This is a genomic window from Staphylococcus caledonicus (assembly GCF_016238465.1).
GTDB classification, from domain to species: Bacteria; Bacillota; Bacilli; order Staphylococcales; family Staphylococcaceae; genus Staphylococcus; species Staphylococcus caledonicus.
This window is the reverse complement of sequence record NZ_JABTXV010000001.1, coordinates 570434-587669: the sequence shown is the minus strand read 5'-3', so window position 1 is coordinate 587669 and position 17236 is coordinate 570434. Positions and strand designations below refer to the sequence as shown.

The following is a 17236-nucleotide window of genomic DNA, read 5'->3' as shown; positions in this document are numbered from 1 at the left end:
GTTTTAGTATTATAAATTTAGAACGTAAGACGAGAAAAACGGTGTATTAAATAAAATAAAGCTTCCAAGGTATGAATGTTTCAAACTTTGTTGCACCCACTCAATAGGATACAGTGCAACAACATACATCATTAATTGAATCATAAGCATTGCCATAATAACGCTAATCACACTTCCGCATACTCTACTTATCAGACTCAGATTCTGATACGTCATTATATTATCAAAACTTACAATAATAAGATATAAAAGCAACTTGCACACTACAGTAATTAAAAGAAAAGCAATAATTGAATCAAAACGTTGTTGCAATTCATTAAAATGATAAGCATAAGTAGTATCAAATGCAATTGTCTTAGGAAATGGTATAAAAACAATCAATTGTTTAGCGATAGCACGATAAAATTGATTTGCAATCACTAATGCAGCCACATAAGATAATAAATGTAGACTGTTTAGCCATGCGCCTCTTCTAAATCCAATGATTAAATAATACGCGATGATAAGTAGTACAATTAAATCGATAATCATTTATTCATCTCGTTGTTTTAATTGCTTGATTTCTTGTAATAATTTGCGATTTTCCTCTTCTAGCTTCACTTTTTCATGCATAATGTTAACCGCTGTTAAAATAGACTTTCTAGTAGTATCTAATCCAGTTGATTTACGTCCTAATTCTTTTAACTTTTCATCAACTAAATGTGCTACATAACGAATATGCTCCGGGTTTTCTTCACCGATTATTGTATAATTTTGATCATTAATAGTTACATTAATACGATTTTTAAACTCTCCCATAGCACTAACTCCTGACATTTTTTATTATTCTTGACGGGGTCAACATGAGAATTTTATCATGAAATACGCTATGATATGCAAACTGAACATAGACTCAAATGATAATAAAATTCAAGTTTCAATCTCGCTCGTCGTTCGTTTTTGCTTAAATTCTAACCACTGTTCAACCTCTTTATATAGTAGAATATCACAATTTATTATACATTAGGATACTAATATTTGTAAGTAGCTATTCCTTATACTTTCTACAATCAAAGCACACCTTTATACTTTATCTATCGTTAAATAATATTTATGTTATGATTATCATTGTTTTAATAGTATTTGAAAAGTGAGGTCAAGTAAGTTAATGGCTAATGTCGTTCATAAATTATCAGAACAAGAAATTCAACAACTCATGCAACAACTCAAATTTGAAACATCGCAATTGCCCGCTGGTATGAAAGCGCGTGTTAAACATAACCAAGCAGTCATCAATATTTATAATTCTGGAAAAGTGATGTTTCAAGGAAAAAACGCCGAAACTGTAGCACAACAATTATTACCCAATCATAGTACTTCATCTTCAACACGTTCTACTGCTCCATCAAAGGAAAGTAAAAGTACTATATCATATAATCAGTATAATTGTATCGGTAGCGACGAAGCCGGTAGTGGCGATTACTTTGGGCCATTAACCGTTTGTGCAGCCTACGTTTCAAAAGAACATGTAGAGATTCTTAAAACATTAGGCGTCGATGATTCTAAAAAATTAACAGATACTAAAATTGTAGAACTAGCAGAACAATTAGTTACTTTTATCCCCCACTCACTTCTAACATTAGATAATGTGAAATATAACGATAGACAGTCAATCGGTTGGTCTCAAGTAAAAATGAAAGCTGTTTTACATAACGAAGCTATCAAAAATGTTACTCAGAAGATTGATACAAACGAACTTGATTATATCGTTATTGATCAATTTGCCGTACGTGGCGTATATCAACGCTATGCCTTAAGTGCACTGCCTTTTTCCGAAAAAACAAAGTTTGAGACTAAAGGCGAATCAAAATCATTAGCCATCGCAGTTGCTAGTATTATTTCTAGATATGCCTTTGTAAAACATATGGACCATATAGCACAACAAATGCGCTGTGATATTCCTAAAGGTGCGAGTAATAAAGTAGATTTAGCCGCAGCCCGAATTATTGAACAACACGGCATCGCTAAACTAGATAGTATTTCAAAAAAGCATTTTAAAAACCGCGAAAAAGCTCAACATCTAGTCCAACAAAAATATAAATAACTTTGTAGTAAATTGAGTCATGTTATAATTTCAGTGCATAAGATACCTCGTAATTTATTTTCATGATGTTTATTAAATTATAAGAAGTGTTTTTTTATTAAGTATTTTAAAATTTAATTATATATAACTAACTTAGTATTGTTGGCGGAGACTCATGAGAGAACAGGATTAGGCGACTACTACAAGGCTGAGATTGGCAGTAGTTGTCTGAAATGAAGATTCGTTCGAGCCTCACTCTCTTCATTTCTAGTCAACCTTGCCGGGGCGGGACTACGAAATCTTAGAAATTCCATTAGATTTCTGTCCCGCTCCCAAACAATACGAAGTATTAATAAAAAAGAAGCGTAGAGGTGATTCAACTATAGAATCATCTCTACGCTTATATTTTAAGGATTATTCCCTTATATCTTTATATTATCTAATGACAGCACCTTTAGCTTGTAAAGCTTCTAATACTTTATCATGCACTTTAGACACGCGTTCATCTGTTAATGTGTCTTCAGTATCTAAGTAATTTAGACGAATAGCTACTGATTTTTTACCTTCTTCTAAATGTTCACCTTCATAAACATCGAATACTAAAGTATGTTGAAGAATATCTTCGCCATTATCATGAATAGTTTGAAGTAACTCTGATGATGGTACGTCATGATTTACTTCTAATGCGATATCTCGTGTTACACCTGGGAATTTAGGAATTGGTGCATAGTTAATATATCCTACTGCCACTTCCATCATTGCGTCATAATTTAATTCAAATACATATGTGCGTTTTAAATCATTATCAGCTGCAACTTGTGGATGTAATTCCCCTATAAATCCAATCTCAGTACCGTTCAATGAAACGATAGCAGTTCGTCCAGGGTGAAGACCGCTAATTTCTCCAGCTTTGTAACTAAACTCAAGATTTAATTTTTCAGCAACACGATCAACTACACCTTTAGCAATAAAGAAATCTATTTCTTCTTTTTTACCTTGCCAAGCATTCACCATATATTCACCAGTTAAAATACCACTTAAGTATTCTACTTCGTCAGGTAATTCGCCTTCACCATTACCAAAGAACACACGACCTACTTCATATAGACGTACGTCTTTATTTTTACGTACGACATTATAAGCAGTAGCCTCAATTAAATGAGGTAATAAGCTTTGACGTAATGTAGAATGCGCCTCACTCATAGGCATCAATAAGCTGATAGTTGGACGTTCTTGTAACGCAAAGTCTTTCGCATGGTCTTTAGATACTAATGAATACGTAATGGCTTGGTTTAATCCAGCGCCTTCAAGTGTTTCTTTAACTGTACGAGTTTTATATTGACGATCAGTTAACTCACCACTTGTCACTTCTCCGAAAATCGGTAACGAAGATGGAATATCATCATAGCCATAAATTCGTGCGACTTCTTCAATTAAATCTTCTTTGATTGTAATATCTTTACGACGTGATGGCACCTCTACTGTTAAAGTATCGCTATCTTGTGTCGTTTTAAATCCTAATTGTTCAAATATAGCTTTAATCTCATCACTTGATAGTTCAAAGCCGATGGTTTGGTTTACTTTATCTACAGTAATATCAATTGGAGTTACAAAGTCGCCTAAATCGCCAGCTGAAACTCTATCTTGCAATACTTCACCAGAGGCATACGTTTGTAATAAATAACATGCTCTGTCTACCGCTTCATCGACAAATTCTGTGGCAACACCCTTTTCAAAACGACTAGAAGCTTCACTACGTAAATTTAAACGGCGTGAAGTATGACGAATTGATACTGGGTCGAATATTGCACCTTCTACTACGACGTTTGTAGTTTGTTCTGTGACTTCTGAAAAGTCTCCACCCATAACACCAGCTAGTGCGATAGGTTCTTTACCATTTGAAATAACAATATCGGTATCGACTAATGTACGTTCTGTATTATCTAACGTCGTCATTGTTTCATCTGTTTGTGCTTGGCGAACTACAATTTCTTGTGAACCAATATGGTCTTGATCAAACATGTGTAATGGTTGACCATATTCTAATAATACGTAATTTGAAATATCTACTACATTATTAATTGGTCGGATACCAGCCTTGATTAAACGTACTTGCATCCAAATTGGAGATGGCGCAATCGTCACGTCCTTCACAATACGTGCGCTATAATATGGAACTTTTTCAGTATTATTAACTGAAACAGATAATGCATTCGTCGCAGATTCTGAGCTTTCGTTGCTTTGAGTTTCAGGTTTAGTCATTTCTGTTTGATATAGCGCAGCTACTTCATAAGCTGTACCTACCATACTTAATGCATCAGCACGGTTAGGTGTTAAATCAAATTCCATCACTTGATCATTTAAATAAAGTGCAGTTAAAGCGTCTGTGCCTGGTTCAACTTCAGTTGGGAAAACGAAGATACCATTTTCATATGCTTTAGGAACGACATTACCAGAAATACCAATTTCTTGTAATGAACAAATCATGCCTTCAGAACGTTCGCCACGTAATTTTGCTCGTTTAATCTTAATGCCACCAGGTAAACGTCCTCCTACTTTAGCAAAAATGACATGTTGACCTGCATCTACGTTTGGTGCACCACATACGATTTGAACAGGTTCTTCCTCACCAATATCTACTTGGCAAATATTTAATTTATCTGCATCGGGATGTTTTTCTTTAGATTGTACATAACCAACAACTAAATTTTTAATATCTTTTGTATAGTCAATGATGTCATCTACTTCAATACCTGTACGTGTAATACGTTCGGCTAAGTCTTGTACTGTTACACCTGCATCAACGTAATCTTTTAACCATTCATTTGAAATTAACATTATAATTCACCTCTATCTTCAACTGCTTTAAATTGGTCAAGGAATCGAACATCATTTGTATAGAAATGACGAATATCTTCAATACCATATTTCAACATCGCGATACGGTCTGGTCCCATACCAAATGCGAAACCAGAATATTCATTAGAATCAAAGCCAGCCATTTCAAGTACGTTTGGATGCACCATGCCCGCACCTAGGATTTCAATCCATCCTGTATGTTTACATACATTACATCCTTGGCCTTTACATTTGAAACAAGATACGTCTACTTCAACTGATGGTTCAGTAAATGGGAAATAACTTGGACGTAAACGAATTTCACGATCAGCACCAAATAATTTCTTAGCTACTAATTCTAATGTACCTTTTAGGTCACTCATTTTAATACTTTTATCGACAACTAAACCTTCAATTTGCGTAAATTGGTGACTGTGTGTCGCATCATCTGAATCACGACGATACACTTTACCAGGACAAATAATCTTAACAGGTCCTTGGCCATTACGTTTCTCCATTGTACGTGCTTGTACTGGAGAAGTATGGGTACGCATTAAAATTTCATCGGTAATGTAGAAACTATCTTGCATATCACGTGCGGGATGTGATTTAGGTAAATTTAATGCTTCAAAATTATAATAATCTTGTTCAACTTCATAACCATCGACTATTTCATAACCAAGTCCTAAGAATAAGTCTTCAATTTCTTCAACGGTTCTAGTTAACGGATGTTTTGAACCGATGCTAATTTGACGACTAGGTAACGTAACATCAATTGTTTCTTCAGCTAATTGTTGATTTAATTTTTCTGTTTTTAACAAAGTTTGTTTTTCGTCTAATTCATTTTGAATCGTTTGTCTTAATTCATTTACCTTTTGGCCGTAAGCAGGCTTTTCCTCATTAGGTAAATCTTTCATATTTTTCATTAAGCCACTTACTGAACCTTTTTTACCTAAATATTTCACTTTTACATCTTGTAATTCTCGTTCATTTTGCGCTTCATTAATATCAACAAGTGCTTGTTGTTTTAATTCAGCCATTGAATCATTCTGAGTCATTGACTTACACCTCTCAATTGTATTCATAATTAATTAATTTTATTTTTTACGAAAAAAAGACTCTCCTCCCTAAAGCTGGGACGAAAGCCTTCCGTGGTACCACCCAAATTTATGTTAGCGCAAAGGACTTCAGACAAAATCTTGCCATAGATACACCGTTAGATAGTGTTCCAAAGGGTGCGATTAAAGCCTTAGTTCCTTTACTTTACATACACTTGTATACGTTGTTAACGAAGTCGTGCTCCGGAGAACAGGACATTGATACTTATACTGAGACGTTAATCATTTGTGCTCTGGGAAACCAATATACGGTGTCCCAAAAGTAGGATTCTCGGCAGATACCGTCACAATTCGACAAAATTTGAAAAGCAATTTTGCTCATCGTTCGGTTCTGCTCAAATCCTAAACACTTTTGTCCCAACCTCTTACATTTTAAGCGTTTTATCCAGTCTCAACCAAAAAGATGAAAGAAACTAATTAGAATTGGAGTAAGTTTCAGTCACGCTTACTCTCCCTGCACAACCCTTTTTATTAGTTAAGGTCTTTTTATAGGTTAATCATTCAATTTTTATATTGTGTTTTATTTTTTATAGAAAATGTGTACACCTAAGTATAGCCGATTTTAAATAAAGGGGTCAACCTTTCAAATGGTAAAGTAAGATACTTCCTGCAATTGCCACATTTAAACTTTCCGCCTTACCATATATCGGAATTGTAAGATTTTGAGAAGTATGTGCTAATAATTCTTTATTGACGCCTTCGCCTTCGTTACCTAAAAGTAAGGCAAATGATTCTTGCGTAGTCACTTCTTTATATGACACTGCATTTTCAAGCGCCGTACCATACACTGGCCCTTCGAATTGTGAAATAAATTCATTTAACTCAGTTGTTATAACAGGAATGTGAAATACGCTACCTTGACTAGCTCTTAATACTTTATCTTGGTATGCATCAGCTGTTCCCTTTTCCATAACAATTAAATCGAGACCAGCAGCATCTGCAGTACGGATTAACGTTCCTAAATTACCAGGGTCTTGAATACGATCGATGAGTAACACTTGTTTAGCCTGTGTAATATCGTAAGTTGGTTTCTCAATAACAGCAAAGAATCCTTGAGGCGTAATAGTTCCTGATAAAGATTCAGCTACTTTCATATTGATTTCAAATGTTTCTTCGGCATAATTCAAGAGTGCGTCTTCTGTTCTGTCTGGTTCTATAACAAATAGTTGTTTAATTGCGATACCACTTTGATAAGCCTCTTCAATTAAATGAATACCTTCTATAAGTGCTTGGCCGGTTTTATCACGGTCACGTTTCTTTTTTAATTTATTCGCATTTTTAATTTTATTATTTTGAGCTGACGTAATTTGTTCCATATATTGTCTCCATTATTGATATATTATTTAAAATAGCACCATGCTTTAGTTTCTCAATTCATCTTGATTACTATAAAGTATAACATCTTAACTGAATAAGGTAGAGACAAACGAAAAAGGGCTAAGCCATTTTATAAATGACTTAGCCTCTTAGTTATTACCTATTCGATTAGTCGATTATTTAGAAACGACTTCTTCACCATTGTAAGAACCACAGTTTTTACATACACGGTGAGATAATTTGTATTCGCCACAACTTGGGCATTCAGTCATACCAGGTACTGAAATTTTGAAGTGCGTACGACGTTTGTTTTTTCTAGTTTTAGACGTTCTTCTTTTTGGTACTGCCATGATATATCCTCCTTAATATTTAAACACGTAATCTTAAGTGTTAGGTCATTAAATCATTATACTACAATTTAAAACAACCTGCTATTGCTCTTTATCGTATAATTGTTGTAATTTTTGAAGCCTAGGATCAACTTGTTGAGTTTGGGAATCGTCATTGTCTTTTTCTTTTTCAAGTTCGATCATCTGATCTTCGTCAATAACTTCCCAACCATGACCTTCTGTAAGCATTTGATCGCTATTCTCAGAAAAAGCTCGCATTGGCTTCTCAATGATAACCAATTCTTTAGCAATGTCTCGGATATTAATCATACCGTCAGTCGCAAGATGATAATGTTCATCATCATCTATTTCCTCATCGGCATAACTATCATAACCTTCTAAATCAAATACTTCAGACGTACGAACATCTAAAGGAACATCTACAGGTACTAACGTACGTGCGCAAGGCATTGTATACGTTCCAGTTAAATGAATATCTGCAATGACTTCATTTGATTTTACAGTTAATTCACCTTCGACATTAATCTCTGATAAATCAATCAAACCTAATGGTTCTATTAAATCTTCAAAATTAGCCGTCTGATTGAACTCAAATGGCTTACCTTGATATTTTCTTAATTGCGTTATTGACCATTTCATATGGCTTCACCTCTAACAAACACAAAATTTATTTTAACTTTACAAGTATAAGTTGTCAAGATTTTTTCTTAACATACTCCGTTCTGTTACAATACTAATAATGAATACTGAAAGGACGAAATGCAAATGAAAAGTGTTGGACTCATTACAGAGTATAATCCATTCCACAATGGACATTTGTATCATGCACAGCAAGCGAAATTAAAGTCTAATGCTCACGTTTCTATCGCATTAATGAGTGGCAACTTTGTTATGCGCGGAGAGCCCGCTATATATAATAAATTTCTACGCACTAGAATGGCATTGTCAGGCGTTGATTTAGTTGTCGAACTTCCACTAATGGCTAGCCTTTCGTCTAGTGATTATTTCGCTGAATTAGCGGTTAAAGTGGCTCAATATCTTGATATAGATGTGATTGCTTTTGGCAGTGAAATTGCTAATATTTCCCGCCTTGAAAATGTGGCAAATAACATCATCAATTTAGAACATTCGCCTCATTTTCAAAAATTAATAAAAGAAGGCAAAAGTTACGCCACAATCTTGCACGAATTGATTGAAGATAAAGAGATATTACAATCACCAAATAACATTCTTAGCGTGGCCTATTTAAAAGCAATGGCGTTATACGCCCCTAATATTCAAGGTTTAACAATTGAACGTTTAGCTACACAACACCAAGATGAATCTATCAACCATCACTCATTGGCAAGTGGTTCAGCAATAAGAAAAGCACTGACAAATAATGAAAATCAGTGGAAAGCTGTTGTGCCACAAAATATTCAAAACTTGTATGAATCTCCGCATCTATCAAAGGACCAGATATTTAACTTTATTAAATTTGAAATTTTAAATCATTCTGAAGATGAATTATCAAATATTTATACTATGACTGAAGGTTTGGAAAATCGGTTGAAAGCATCTATTCAGAATGCTCATAGTTTTGAAGAATATATGTCTTTAATCAAAACGAAGCGTTTTACATATACACATTTACAACGTGTACTGATGCAAACTTTGCTACATATATCTAAAGACGACTTATCTACCGACATCGAGGGCGTGCGCATTCTAGGGATGAACAATACTGGACAACAATATTTAAAATATTTAAAAACGCAATTTCCCGAACGTCAATTTATCACCAATGTTAATAAAAAGAACGCTGAGTTATTTAAAAATGAAATTAAAGCGACAAATATTTATAATCTGTTATCGAATCAAACAGCTAATGACTTCAATACACCTGTCATCCGGTCTTCGAATTAGCGCTTCATAAATTCACATAAAAAAAGCGTTTATGATAAAAATTCTTAGTAAATAGTCTAATTTATAAGAGGTTGAAACATGAATCTTTTGCGGTCAGTGAACCACGATGAATCTGTTTCCACCTCTTTATTATTCGCTTTCTATAGACAAGAATGATTATCTAAACACGTTTTATTTTTTATTGAATTTTTCTTTTAATGCTTCTTGTACATTTAAAGGTACAAAATCTGAAATATCAGCTTTATATTGCGCAACTTCTTTCACAACGCTTGAACTGATAAAAGAATAGTTGGTACTTGTCATCATATACATTGTTTCAACGTTGTTATTTAACTTTTTATTCATTGATGTTAAACGCAATTCATATTCAAAGTCACTTACGGCTCTCAAACCACGAATAATCGTTTGGGCGCCAATTTTATCACAAAAATCGACTAGCAGACCGTTGTAATTATGCACTTCTACGTTAGGGAGATGCTTCACAGATTCACGAATTAAATCCATGCGCTCTTCAATGCTAAACGTCCCTGCTTTACTACTATTTTTTAATACACATACATGAAGTTCATCAAAACGTCCAGCACTTCGTTCAATGATATCAATGTGACCATATGTAATCGGGTCGAAACTGCCTGGAATGACCGCTTTAGTTTTAACCATCTTGTTCTCCTTTTTCTAGTAACAAAGTATCGGTTAATCCATAATGATACTGTTTAATCACTTGGAAACCTTTGGTGTCAATTTGTTCTTGGTTGCTAAACTCACACACGATGATACCATTTTCTTTTAATAAATTAAACTCAGCGATTTGCTCTAAGGCTTTATCGATTAATCCTTCATTATAGGGAGGATCTAAGAAGATAAAGTCAAATTGAATTTCACGTTTATTTAATGCTTTTAATGCACGATCAGCATTATTCTTATAAACTTCAGCATGGTCGCGTAGATCTAATTGTTTTAAATTTGCTTGAATCACTTTAACGGCTTTAAAGTTTTGGTCTACAAAGATGACCTTCTCCATGCCACGCGAAAGGGCCTCTATACCTAACGCGCCACTCCCAGCAAATAAATCTAATCCAAGGCCATGGACCTCTTGTAAACTATTAAAGATGCCTTCTTTTACTTTATCCATAGTAGGACGCGTATTTCGCCCTTCTAGACTCTCTAAAGGTTTACTTTTATGCTTTCCTGCAATAACTCTCATATTGACTTACACTTCCATTTCATCAGGTTATTTAATATAATTTGTTGTGAAAAAGGAGAATGATTATTATATGAAACAATCGTTTATCGTCTTAGGCGAAGGACTTACTGATTTATTCGAATTTACTACACTTATCGAATACAATTATCCTCGCATAGATAAGATAGTGTACTTACATTCACCACAATCTACACAACAGCTTTCTTCGGTAGTTATGATTATGCATCCTACATCCGGCAAACATTTTCAGGCAATGTATATGATGCTTAATGCGTTGAAATATCCTTATCCTGATGGAAATAAAAAATTCGAACTCATTAATCACCAGGCCGAAAAATATAACGTTCCAGTCTTCGGTCTTGATGTACAACCTTCCGAAACGTTCCATACACGCGAACAATATTTTAACTATTTAACTGGAGTATTACGACTACAGAAATGGATACCGCCAATGCAATAAACTCGGCTCGTATCTCGTCTTTTCTACAACTATAGCATTTCGTGTTTTTCTTTCTCATATGTTTTTTTGAGATATTTATATGGCGAACCATCAATATCAAGCACATATTTAAGCTTCATTAATTTTTGGATAATTGTATCTGCATCTTGTTCATTAATATATAATACAACGTATTTTCGCTGTTTATTTGTATATACAATATGACCATACTTACGAATTTGACGTTCGTGTTTTATATGTTTTAAATAAACAATCAAACTAACTCTAGGTACTAATTCCATAATATACTCACTCCATTTATTATGCATAATAACTATACCATGACTACAAATTTTATAAAATATTTAAAACTGAAGTTTAGAGCGCCAACATTTTGGCGTCAACTTTGTTATATGTATTATTTCTTTTTGAAAAACTTAAATGATTTAGGCTCTAAATACTACTTTACTTTTGAAAAGAGATAAATTTTGGTACGCTTACAATAATATTGAGGAGGTATGACCAATGATAAATAAAAAGAGATGGGCTTTTAATATAAGTATAGCAAGTGCTAGTTTACTAGGTAGCCTATTTTTCATAAATAAAAATAAAGAAACAATGAATGCTAAAACTATTCCTAAATTCTTTGATAGTCCAGCGCCTTATATTTTCGCACATAGAGGTGGAATGGCGGTACGACCAGAACAAACACAATTAGCATTTGATAACGCTGTGGCCCATGGTTTAGACGGCTTTGAAACAGACGTGCGTGTAACAAAAGATGAACAATTAGTCGTCTTTCATGATGCTACTGTTGATCGTACTACGAACGGTTCTGGAAAAGTAAGCGAGCATACTGTGTCAGAATTAAAATGTCTTGATGCAGGATACCATTTCACTGATATTAATGGCGACCGCCCGTATAGAAACCATGAAAAAGCTAAAATCTTAACATTTGAAGAACTTCTTAAACTGTACCCTAACATGTACATTAATGTAGATTTAAAAGACGAACCTAATAGTTATGAAGGTACAGTGGCACCACAAAAAATGAATGAAGTGATTATGAATAATAACGCTACACACCGTGTCCTTGTAACAAGCTTTCAGAAACAACAAAATGATTGCTTTAGAGAGCTTAGTAATGGCGATATCGCTATAGGTGCTAGTCAACAAGAAGTTGCAGAAGGATTTATTAAATTTAATACCGGCTTAGGAAATACGTACCACCCGGTAGCGGATACTTTCCAAATGCCAACTTCATTCAAAGGTGTTCCTTTAACATCTAAACGTTTTATTCAATGGCTTAACCTGTTAAACATTGTGCCAGGCTTCTACGGCGTTAATAGTATAGATTTGATGACGGATTTATATGCCAAAGGTGTTCACACATTAGTGACAGACCGCCCAGATTTAGGAAAACAATTTAAAGCAACGTTAACTGCAAACACTAACATAGATTAATGAATTTAATATGCACCTCTAAAGTTGATTTTTAGCTCAACTTTAGAGGTGCATTTTGATTAAACTATTTAACATTTACATTTTAAAGAAATCAAATGATATTACCTTTCAAAATTAAAGGCTACAATTACAAGAGCCTCCTGTGGCACATCCATCATGACTTGTTTTAAAGAAAGGATTTCCCGCTTCAATTTTAACATTTTCAGAAACAGAAAAAGCAATCTTAGTGACTACTTCGTCAATTAAATTCTGTAATGCCACTTCTTTAGATTTATAGTCCATCACTACTGGCAACATTTCGTAAGCGCGTTTACGACGTCGTGTTTCCATCATTACGTTTTGATAATCGGGATGATATTTACCAAAACGCATCACTTCATCATAACGTGTCTTAGACTTCATAAATGCTTGATACATAAGATGAGCTTCATCATCATTATCTAACTTTTCTTGCGCTTGTCGATAATCATAGTAAAGTTCAGATTGAACTATCATATCGGATAATCCCTCGATATCATCTAAAATTGCTACTGTGTCCTCAGTATACATTTAACCCACTCCTTTCTTATTTATCGAACTACACATGCTTAACTTACTATTTAAAGCATTTCTCATTACTTAACAACCATGCTATTTTTCTACAAAAATAAGTGAGTAATAATTTCTCATTACTTCTCCACCCATTTCATTATATTTATTATTAAGCATTCTTGAACGGTGCATGTCTGAATTCATCCAACTATGGATAAGCGTTGGCACATCGTCGAAATCATAACCCACATTTTGGCTAGTTGAAGTAAATGAAATCGATTCATTTCCTAATTGACTTTTTAAAGCATCCTCAGTAAATTCTACATCTTCAGTACCTGTAGCTTCATATAAATTCACAGAAGCAATGTGTGATAAATCCGAATTAACAGTAAGAGGCTTAACATTTTTCAACTTACGCATTTCGTTCGTAATTTCATATAATGTCATTAGCTGATTAGGATTTTGTTCATAAGGTAATGTGTCTTTTTTATCCTTAGTGAACACATCTTCATTGCTGTTGTCGCTATTTTCTTCATTGGCGAGTTGATATGGTTTTAAAAAGACTAACGCTTCTTTATCTAAATAACGTATACCCATAATTTGATTAGATTGTTGATCTACATATACTTGCGCATAGACGTCACCATATTTAATCAATGTTTGTGTTTTAATATCTTCATCAGATAATTCAAAATTGTAACGTTTTCCATCTAATTTAATCGATGGATCAGGATTAATACTAGTATTTTCAAAAATATGTGCCGCACTTTCATTAATCTCTAACGGTTCTATTTGGGCTTTTCGACCAGTTGCATAAACAGATTTTATCTTATCATTTCGAGTGGAAACGATATAATATTGGTCGTCTTTCTTAAATATGTAATTCATATAATGTCCTTTAAAAGGATACGTACGTGTAGCTTGTCCATATTTACTTGTTAAATAGCTTATATCTTTACCTATCCAAGTTCCTACGCCCTTTTTAGGTGTTGGATTCTCAGTATTAGTTTGTGAATGCGGCGTCTGTTCTGTTCGATTTGTCGTAGTTGATTTATTAGGATTTTCTAATACATCAAATTTCAATCTTGGTGAGTAAAATAGATATATTAGAAACATGATTAAAAATATTACACCTAATACTTTAACAATTAATTTTGCCATCTTTCACCCACCTATTAATAATTATATCTATTGTACAAAATAACTAATTTAATAATCAAGATATCCATGTTTCACTTAAATCATTTTATAGTCAAATTAACTAATACCTATTTAAGAAAAAATTAAACATACTCTAAAAAATAAAAAAGGAAGGCTAAGACAATCAAATTAATGTCTTAGCCTTCAATATTACATGATTTTAATGTTTATTTGTAGTTTTAAAGAACACATTATAAACCTAGCGTAGCTTTAATTACTGATGTTGTTTCCCCGCCTGGATAGAATACGTATAAAAGCAAGTAAACCGCTACACCAGTAATGGCTGTAAAGAACCAAATAATTGATGCAACTGGGCCTGCTTTTCTATGCCAGTTAAATTTATCTTTAAATGCAGTAATAATTTGAACTAATCCTAATATTCCACCGATTGTAGCAAGATTAATGTGGAAGATTAAAAATATTTTATAATATGTTCTAATTGAATCTGGTCCCCCAAAGTCTGTATTACCTATGAAGACTGTTCTTGATGCATAGATAATAAAGAACGTTAATGCGAACACCGCTGCCCATAACATTGTTTTTTTGTGTTTATCAATATGGCGATGCCAAATTTGCCACCAGCCAATTGCCACAAATATAGCACTGATTACAATACAACTTGTACTAATAGTTGGTAGAATTGGTAAATTCATATGTTTCATCCTTATTTAATTTAAGTATTTTTAAATCATCTTAATTAACGAAACGACAACAACTAAAACGAAAAATACTACTAAGTAATTTAATGAGTAGATAAACATTTTTGTTGCCCATTTAGTTTGATCTGTATGTTTTTTAAATGACGTTAAACCAACATAAATCCAACCTAAATTTAATAATGTCGCTAATACTACGAATGTTGTACCTAGACTTGATAGTAAGAACGGTAATGGTAGTAAGAATACTAACCAAATAAACATGCTTACACGAGTACGTTTAAAACCTTTTACTGAAGGCAACATAGGGATATTAGCTAATGAATATTCATCACTACGTTTAATCGCTAACGCGTAGAAATGAATGGGTTGCCAACAAAAGATAACTAAAAATAGTGCAATAGCCACAAGACTAATGCTACCATCGATGGCTACCCAACCGATTAATGGTGGTACTGCTCCTGGAAAACTACCTACTACAGTATTCCAAGTTGTATGTCTTTTAGACCAAATAGAGTAATAAGACACGTAACCTACGATGCCGATAAGTCCTAAAACTCCTGATGGTACATTTAATAAGAATAAGCAAGCCTCTCCTACTAACATCATACCAAAACTTAAAATCAATAAATTTTTATCTGAAATTCTATCATTAACTGTCGGTCTATTTTGTTTACTTGGCATAATACTATCGATGTCTTGATCGTAATAATTATTTAATGCACAAGCTCCACCCATAATTAATGTTGATCCAATCAACATTAATAGAATTTGAGGTATTGACGATAGGAAGGAATGATTTGTCATCACAACTGCTAACCAAGCCCCAGCGAACGCAGGGATTAAGTTACCTTGCACCAAGCCCATTTTTATAATTTGTTGCAACTCTTTAAAAGAAACACGGCCTGATGCATGTGATAAAGTTTGTTCTTTGCTCATGGTCCCCCTCCTTAATTTATCCATATAATAATATGATATAGCAATTATCAATAATTGACTAGTTTTATAGCAAATTAAATTGTGACACTTTAACGACATTCTGTATCACTATTTGTTGTTCATCACTTATGATGTATAATTGTTGTAATAATAAAATTTATAAAAATATAGACATTGATTAGGAGCAAAAAACGAGAATGAAACATTAATAGTTTACTCTTGGAAATCGATTAGTGATCTCCAATCTCTATGAACTCTTAGTTAATGATGGGGTGTTTAACATTGTTTAATAAACGAAACCTTAAATGGTTATCAGTATTAGCGACAATCATAATGGCATTTGTACAACTTGGTGGAGCGCTAGTAACTAAAACTGGTTCAGAAGACGGGTGTGGAGCTTCTTGGCCGCTCTGTAACGGCGCTCTATTACCTCAGAATCTACCAATTGCTACAATTATCGAACTAAGCCACCGAGCTGTTTCAGGGCTATCCTTAATTGTCGTATTGTGGTTAGCTATTACTGCTTGGAAAAATATCGGGTATATCAAAGAAGTTAAACCACTTTCAATTATCAGTGTTGCATTTCTATTAGTACAAGCATTAATAGGTGCGGCAGCTGTTATATGGCAACAAAATTCTTATGTTTTAGCACTTCATTTCGGCATCTCACTTATAAGTTTTTCTTCTGTATTTGTGTTAATGCTCATTATTTTTGAAGTAGATAAAAAATATGAAGCGGATGAATTATTTATTAAAAAGCCATTAAGAACACTTACGTGGATTATGACTGGTATTGTATATTTAACAATTTATACCGGTGCATTGGTACGCCATGCGAAAGCGAGTTTAGCTTACGGTGGTTGGCCACTACCATTTGATGATATTATCCCACATACTGAACAAGATTGGGTACAGTTCGCACACCGTGGTATGGCTTGTATTGCGTTCTTTTGGATAATGATAACGTTTATTCATGCCGTTAAGAATTACTCTGAAAACCGTACAATTCGATACGGTTATACTACAGCATTTATTTTAATTATCATTCAAGTTATTACAGGTGCTTTATCAGTAATCACACATGTTAATTTATTTATCGCTTTAATACATGCGCTATGTATTACCATTTTATTTGGTATGATTGCTTACTTTATCATGCTAATGCTTCGTTCAATTAGAAGTAAACGCGATTAATTCTAGAACACACTGATTG

Annotated in this window: 19 protein-coding genes; 5 read left to right on the top strand and 14 right to left on the bottom strand. The window is 33.6% G+C overall.

The features are described 5' to 3' along the window. Positions 1 to 9: 9 nt before the first annotated feature. Together HS848_RS02955 and zapA are read right to left on the bottom strand one after the other, a co-directional pair. On the bottom strand, positions 10 to 531 hold the full coding sequence (locus HS848_RS02955) for a CvpA family protein (RefSeq protein ID WP_198611201.1): 522 nt from the start codon (positions 529 to 531) through the stop codon (positions 10 to 12). Continuing rightward, on the bottom strand, positions 532 to 798 hold the full coding sequence (zapA, locus tag HS848_RS02950) for a cell division protein ZapA (RefSeq protein WP_107506796.1): 267 nt from the start codon (positions 796 to 798) through the stop codon (positions 532 to 534). A 349-nt stretch (positions 799 to 1147) separates the two neighbouring features. Here zapA and rnhC point away from each other — a divergent pair, with 349 nt between their 5' ends. Next, positions 1148 to 2083 carry a ribonuclease HIII gene (gene rnhC / locus HS848_RS02945; RefSeq protein WP_198611200.1) on the top strand — a complete coding sequence of 312 codons (936 nt, stop codon included), beginning with the start codon at positions 1148 to 1150 and terminating at the stop codon, positions 2081 to 2083. Positions 2084 to 2497: 414 nt separating this feature from the next. On the opposite strand, the gene pheT is transcribed toward rnhC, so the two are convergent. The 5 genes from pheT to HS848_RS02920 form a co-directional block, all read right to left on the bottom strand. Further along, a complete protein-coding gene (gene pheT / locus HS848_RS02940) occupies positions 2498 to 4900 on the bottom strand; it encodes a phenylalanine--tRNA ligase subunit beta (RefSeq protein ID WP_198611199.1) in 2403 nt (800 codons plus the stop codon). Then, positions 4900 to 5958 (bottom strand): phenylalanine--tRNA ligase subunit alpha, encoded by a 1059-nt coding sequence (gene pheS, locus HS848_RS02935; protein WP_198611198.1) that lies wholly within the window; start codon positions 5956 to 5958, stop codon positions 4900 to 4902. The genes pheT and pheS overlap by 1 nt, the downstream gene beginning before the upstream one ends. A gap of 635 nt (positions 5959 to 6593) precedes the next feature. Then, positions 6594 to 7334, bottom strand: a complete 741-nt coding sequence (locus HS848_RS02930) for a TrmH family RNA methyltransferase (protein ID WP_198611197.1) — start codon at positions 7332 to 7334, stop codon at positions 6594 to 6596. Between the two features lie 177 nt (positions 7335 to 7511). Then, positions 7512 to 7685, bottom strand: coding sequence for a 50S ribosomal protein L32 (gene rpmF / locus HS848_RS02925; protein ID WP_002435373.1), 174 nt, complete (start codon positions 7683 to 7685; stop codon positions 7512 to 7514). Between the two features lie 81 nt (positions 7686 to 7766). Beyond that, complete coding sequence (locus HS848_RS02920) at positions 7767 to 8324, bottom strand: YceD family protein (protein ID WP_107506800.1); 558 nt, start codon at positions 8322 to 8324, stop codon at positions 7767 to 7769. A 126-nt stretch (positions 8325 to 8450) separates the two neighbouring features. On the opposite strand from HS848_RS02920, the gene HS848_RS02915 reads away from it, so the two are divergent. Then, positions 8451 to 9590 (top strand): nucleotidyltransferase, encoded by a 1140-nt coding sequence (locus HS848_RS02915; protein ID WP_198611196.1) that lies wholly within the window; start codon positions 8451 to 8453, stop codon positions 9588 to 9590. A 171-nt stretch (positions 9591 to 9761) separates the two neighbouring features. On the opposite strand, the gene coaD is transcribed toward HS848_RS02915, so the two are convergent. Next, positions 9762 to 10250: a pantetheine-phosphate adenylyltransferase gene (coaD, locus tag HS848_RS02910; RefSeq protein ID WP_198611195.1), complete on the bottom strand. Its 489-nt coding sequence runs from the start codon at positions 10248 to 10250 to the stop codon at positions 9762 to 9764. Continuing rightward, on the bottom strand, positions 10243 to 10794 hold the full coding sequence (rsmD, locus tag HS848_RS02905; RefSeq protein WP_198611194.1) for a 16S rRNA (guanine(966)-N(2))-methyltransferase RsmD: 552 nt from the start codon (positions 10792 to 10794) through the stop codon (positions 10243 to 10245). Before rsmD ends, coaD begins: the two co-directional genes overlap by 8 nt. A 70-nt stretch (positions 10795 to 10864) precedes the next feature. On the opposite strand from rsmD, the gene HS848_RS02900 reads away from it, so the two are divergent. Beyond that, the gene (locus tag HS848_RS02900; protein ID WP_107506803.1) at positions 10865 to 11254 is read left to right on the top strand and encodes a DUF7147 family protein; all 390 of its coding nucleotides are present in this window, start codon (positions 10865 to 10867) and stop codon (positions 11252 to 11254) included. A 29-nt stretch (positions 11255 to 11283) separates the two neighbouring features. Here the strand turns inward: HS848_RS02900 and HS848_RS02895 are convergent, their stop codons facing one another. Beyond that, the gene (locus tag HS848_RS02895; protein WP_103166866.1) at positions 11284 to 11535 is read right to left on the bottom strand and encodes a DUF2129 domain-containing protein; all 252 of its coding nucleotides are present in this window, start codon (positions 11533 to 11535) and stop codon (positions 11284 to 11286) included. Positions 11536 to 11758: 223 nt separating this feature from the next. Here HS848_RS02895 and HS848_RS02890 point away from each other — a divergent pair, with 223 nt between their 5' ends. Beyond that, positions 11759 to 12697, top strand: a complete 939-nt coding sequence (locus HS848_RS02890; protein WP_198611193.1) for a glycerophosphodiester phosphodiesterase — start codon at positions 11759 to 11761, stop codon at positions 12695 to 12697. A 114-nt stretch (positions 12698 to 12811) separates the two neighbouring features. Here the strand turns inward: HS848_RS02890 and HS848_RS02885 are convergent, their stop codons facing one another. The 4 genes from HS848_RS02885 to cyoE form a co-directional block, all read right to left on the bottom strand. Then, positions 12812 to 13246, bottom strand: a complete 435-nt coding sequence (locus HS848_RS02885; protein ID WP_107506805.1) for a YlbF family regulator — start codon at positions 13244 to 13246, stop codon at positions 12812 to 12814. Positions 13247 to 13327: 81 nt separating this feature from the next. After that, a complete protein-coding gene (locus HS848_RS02880) occupies positions 13328 to 14389 on the bottom strand; it encodes a CAP-associated domain-containing protein (RefSeq protein ID WP_198611192.1) in 1062 nt (353 codons plus the stop codon). A 230-nt stretch (positions 14390 to 14619) separates the two neighbouring features. Further along, complete coding sequence (locus tag HS848_RS02875; RefSeq protein ID WP_107506807.1) at positions 14620 to 15081, bottom strand: DUF420 domain-containing protein; 462 nt, start codon at positions 15079 to 15081, stop codon at positions 14620 to 14622. 30 nt (positions 15082 to 15111) lie between these two features. Beyond that, a complete protein-coding gene (gene cyoE / locus HS848_RS02870) occupies positions 15112 to 16023 on the bottom strand; it encodes a heme o synthase (RefSeq protein WP_198611191.1) in 912 nt (303 codons plus the stop codon). A 282-nt stretch (positions 16024 to 16305) separates the two neighbouring features. Here cyoE and HS848_RS02865 point away from each other — a divergent pair, with 282 nt between their 5' ends. Further along, positions 16306 to 17217 carry a COX15/CtaA family protein gene (locus HS848_RS02865; protein ID WP_107506809.1) on the top strand — a complete coding sequence of 304 codons (912 nt, stop codon included), beginning with the start codon at positions 16306 to 16308 and terminating at the stop codon, positions 17215 to 17217. The last annotated feature ends 19 nt before the right edge of the window (positions 17218 to 17236 follow it).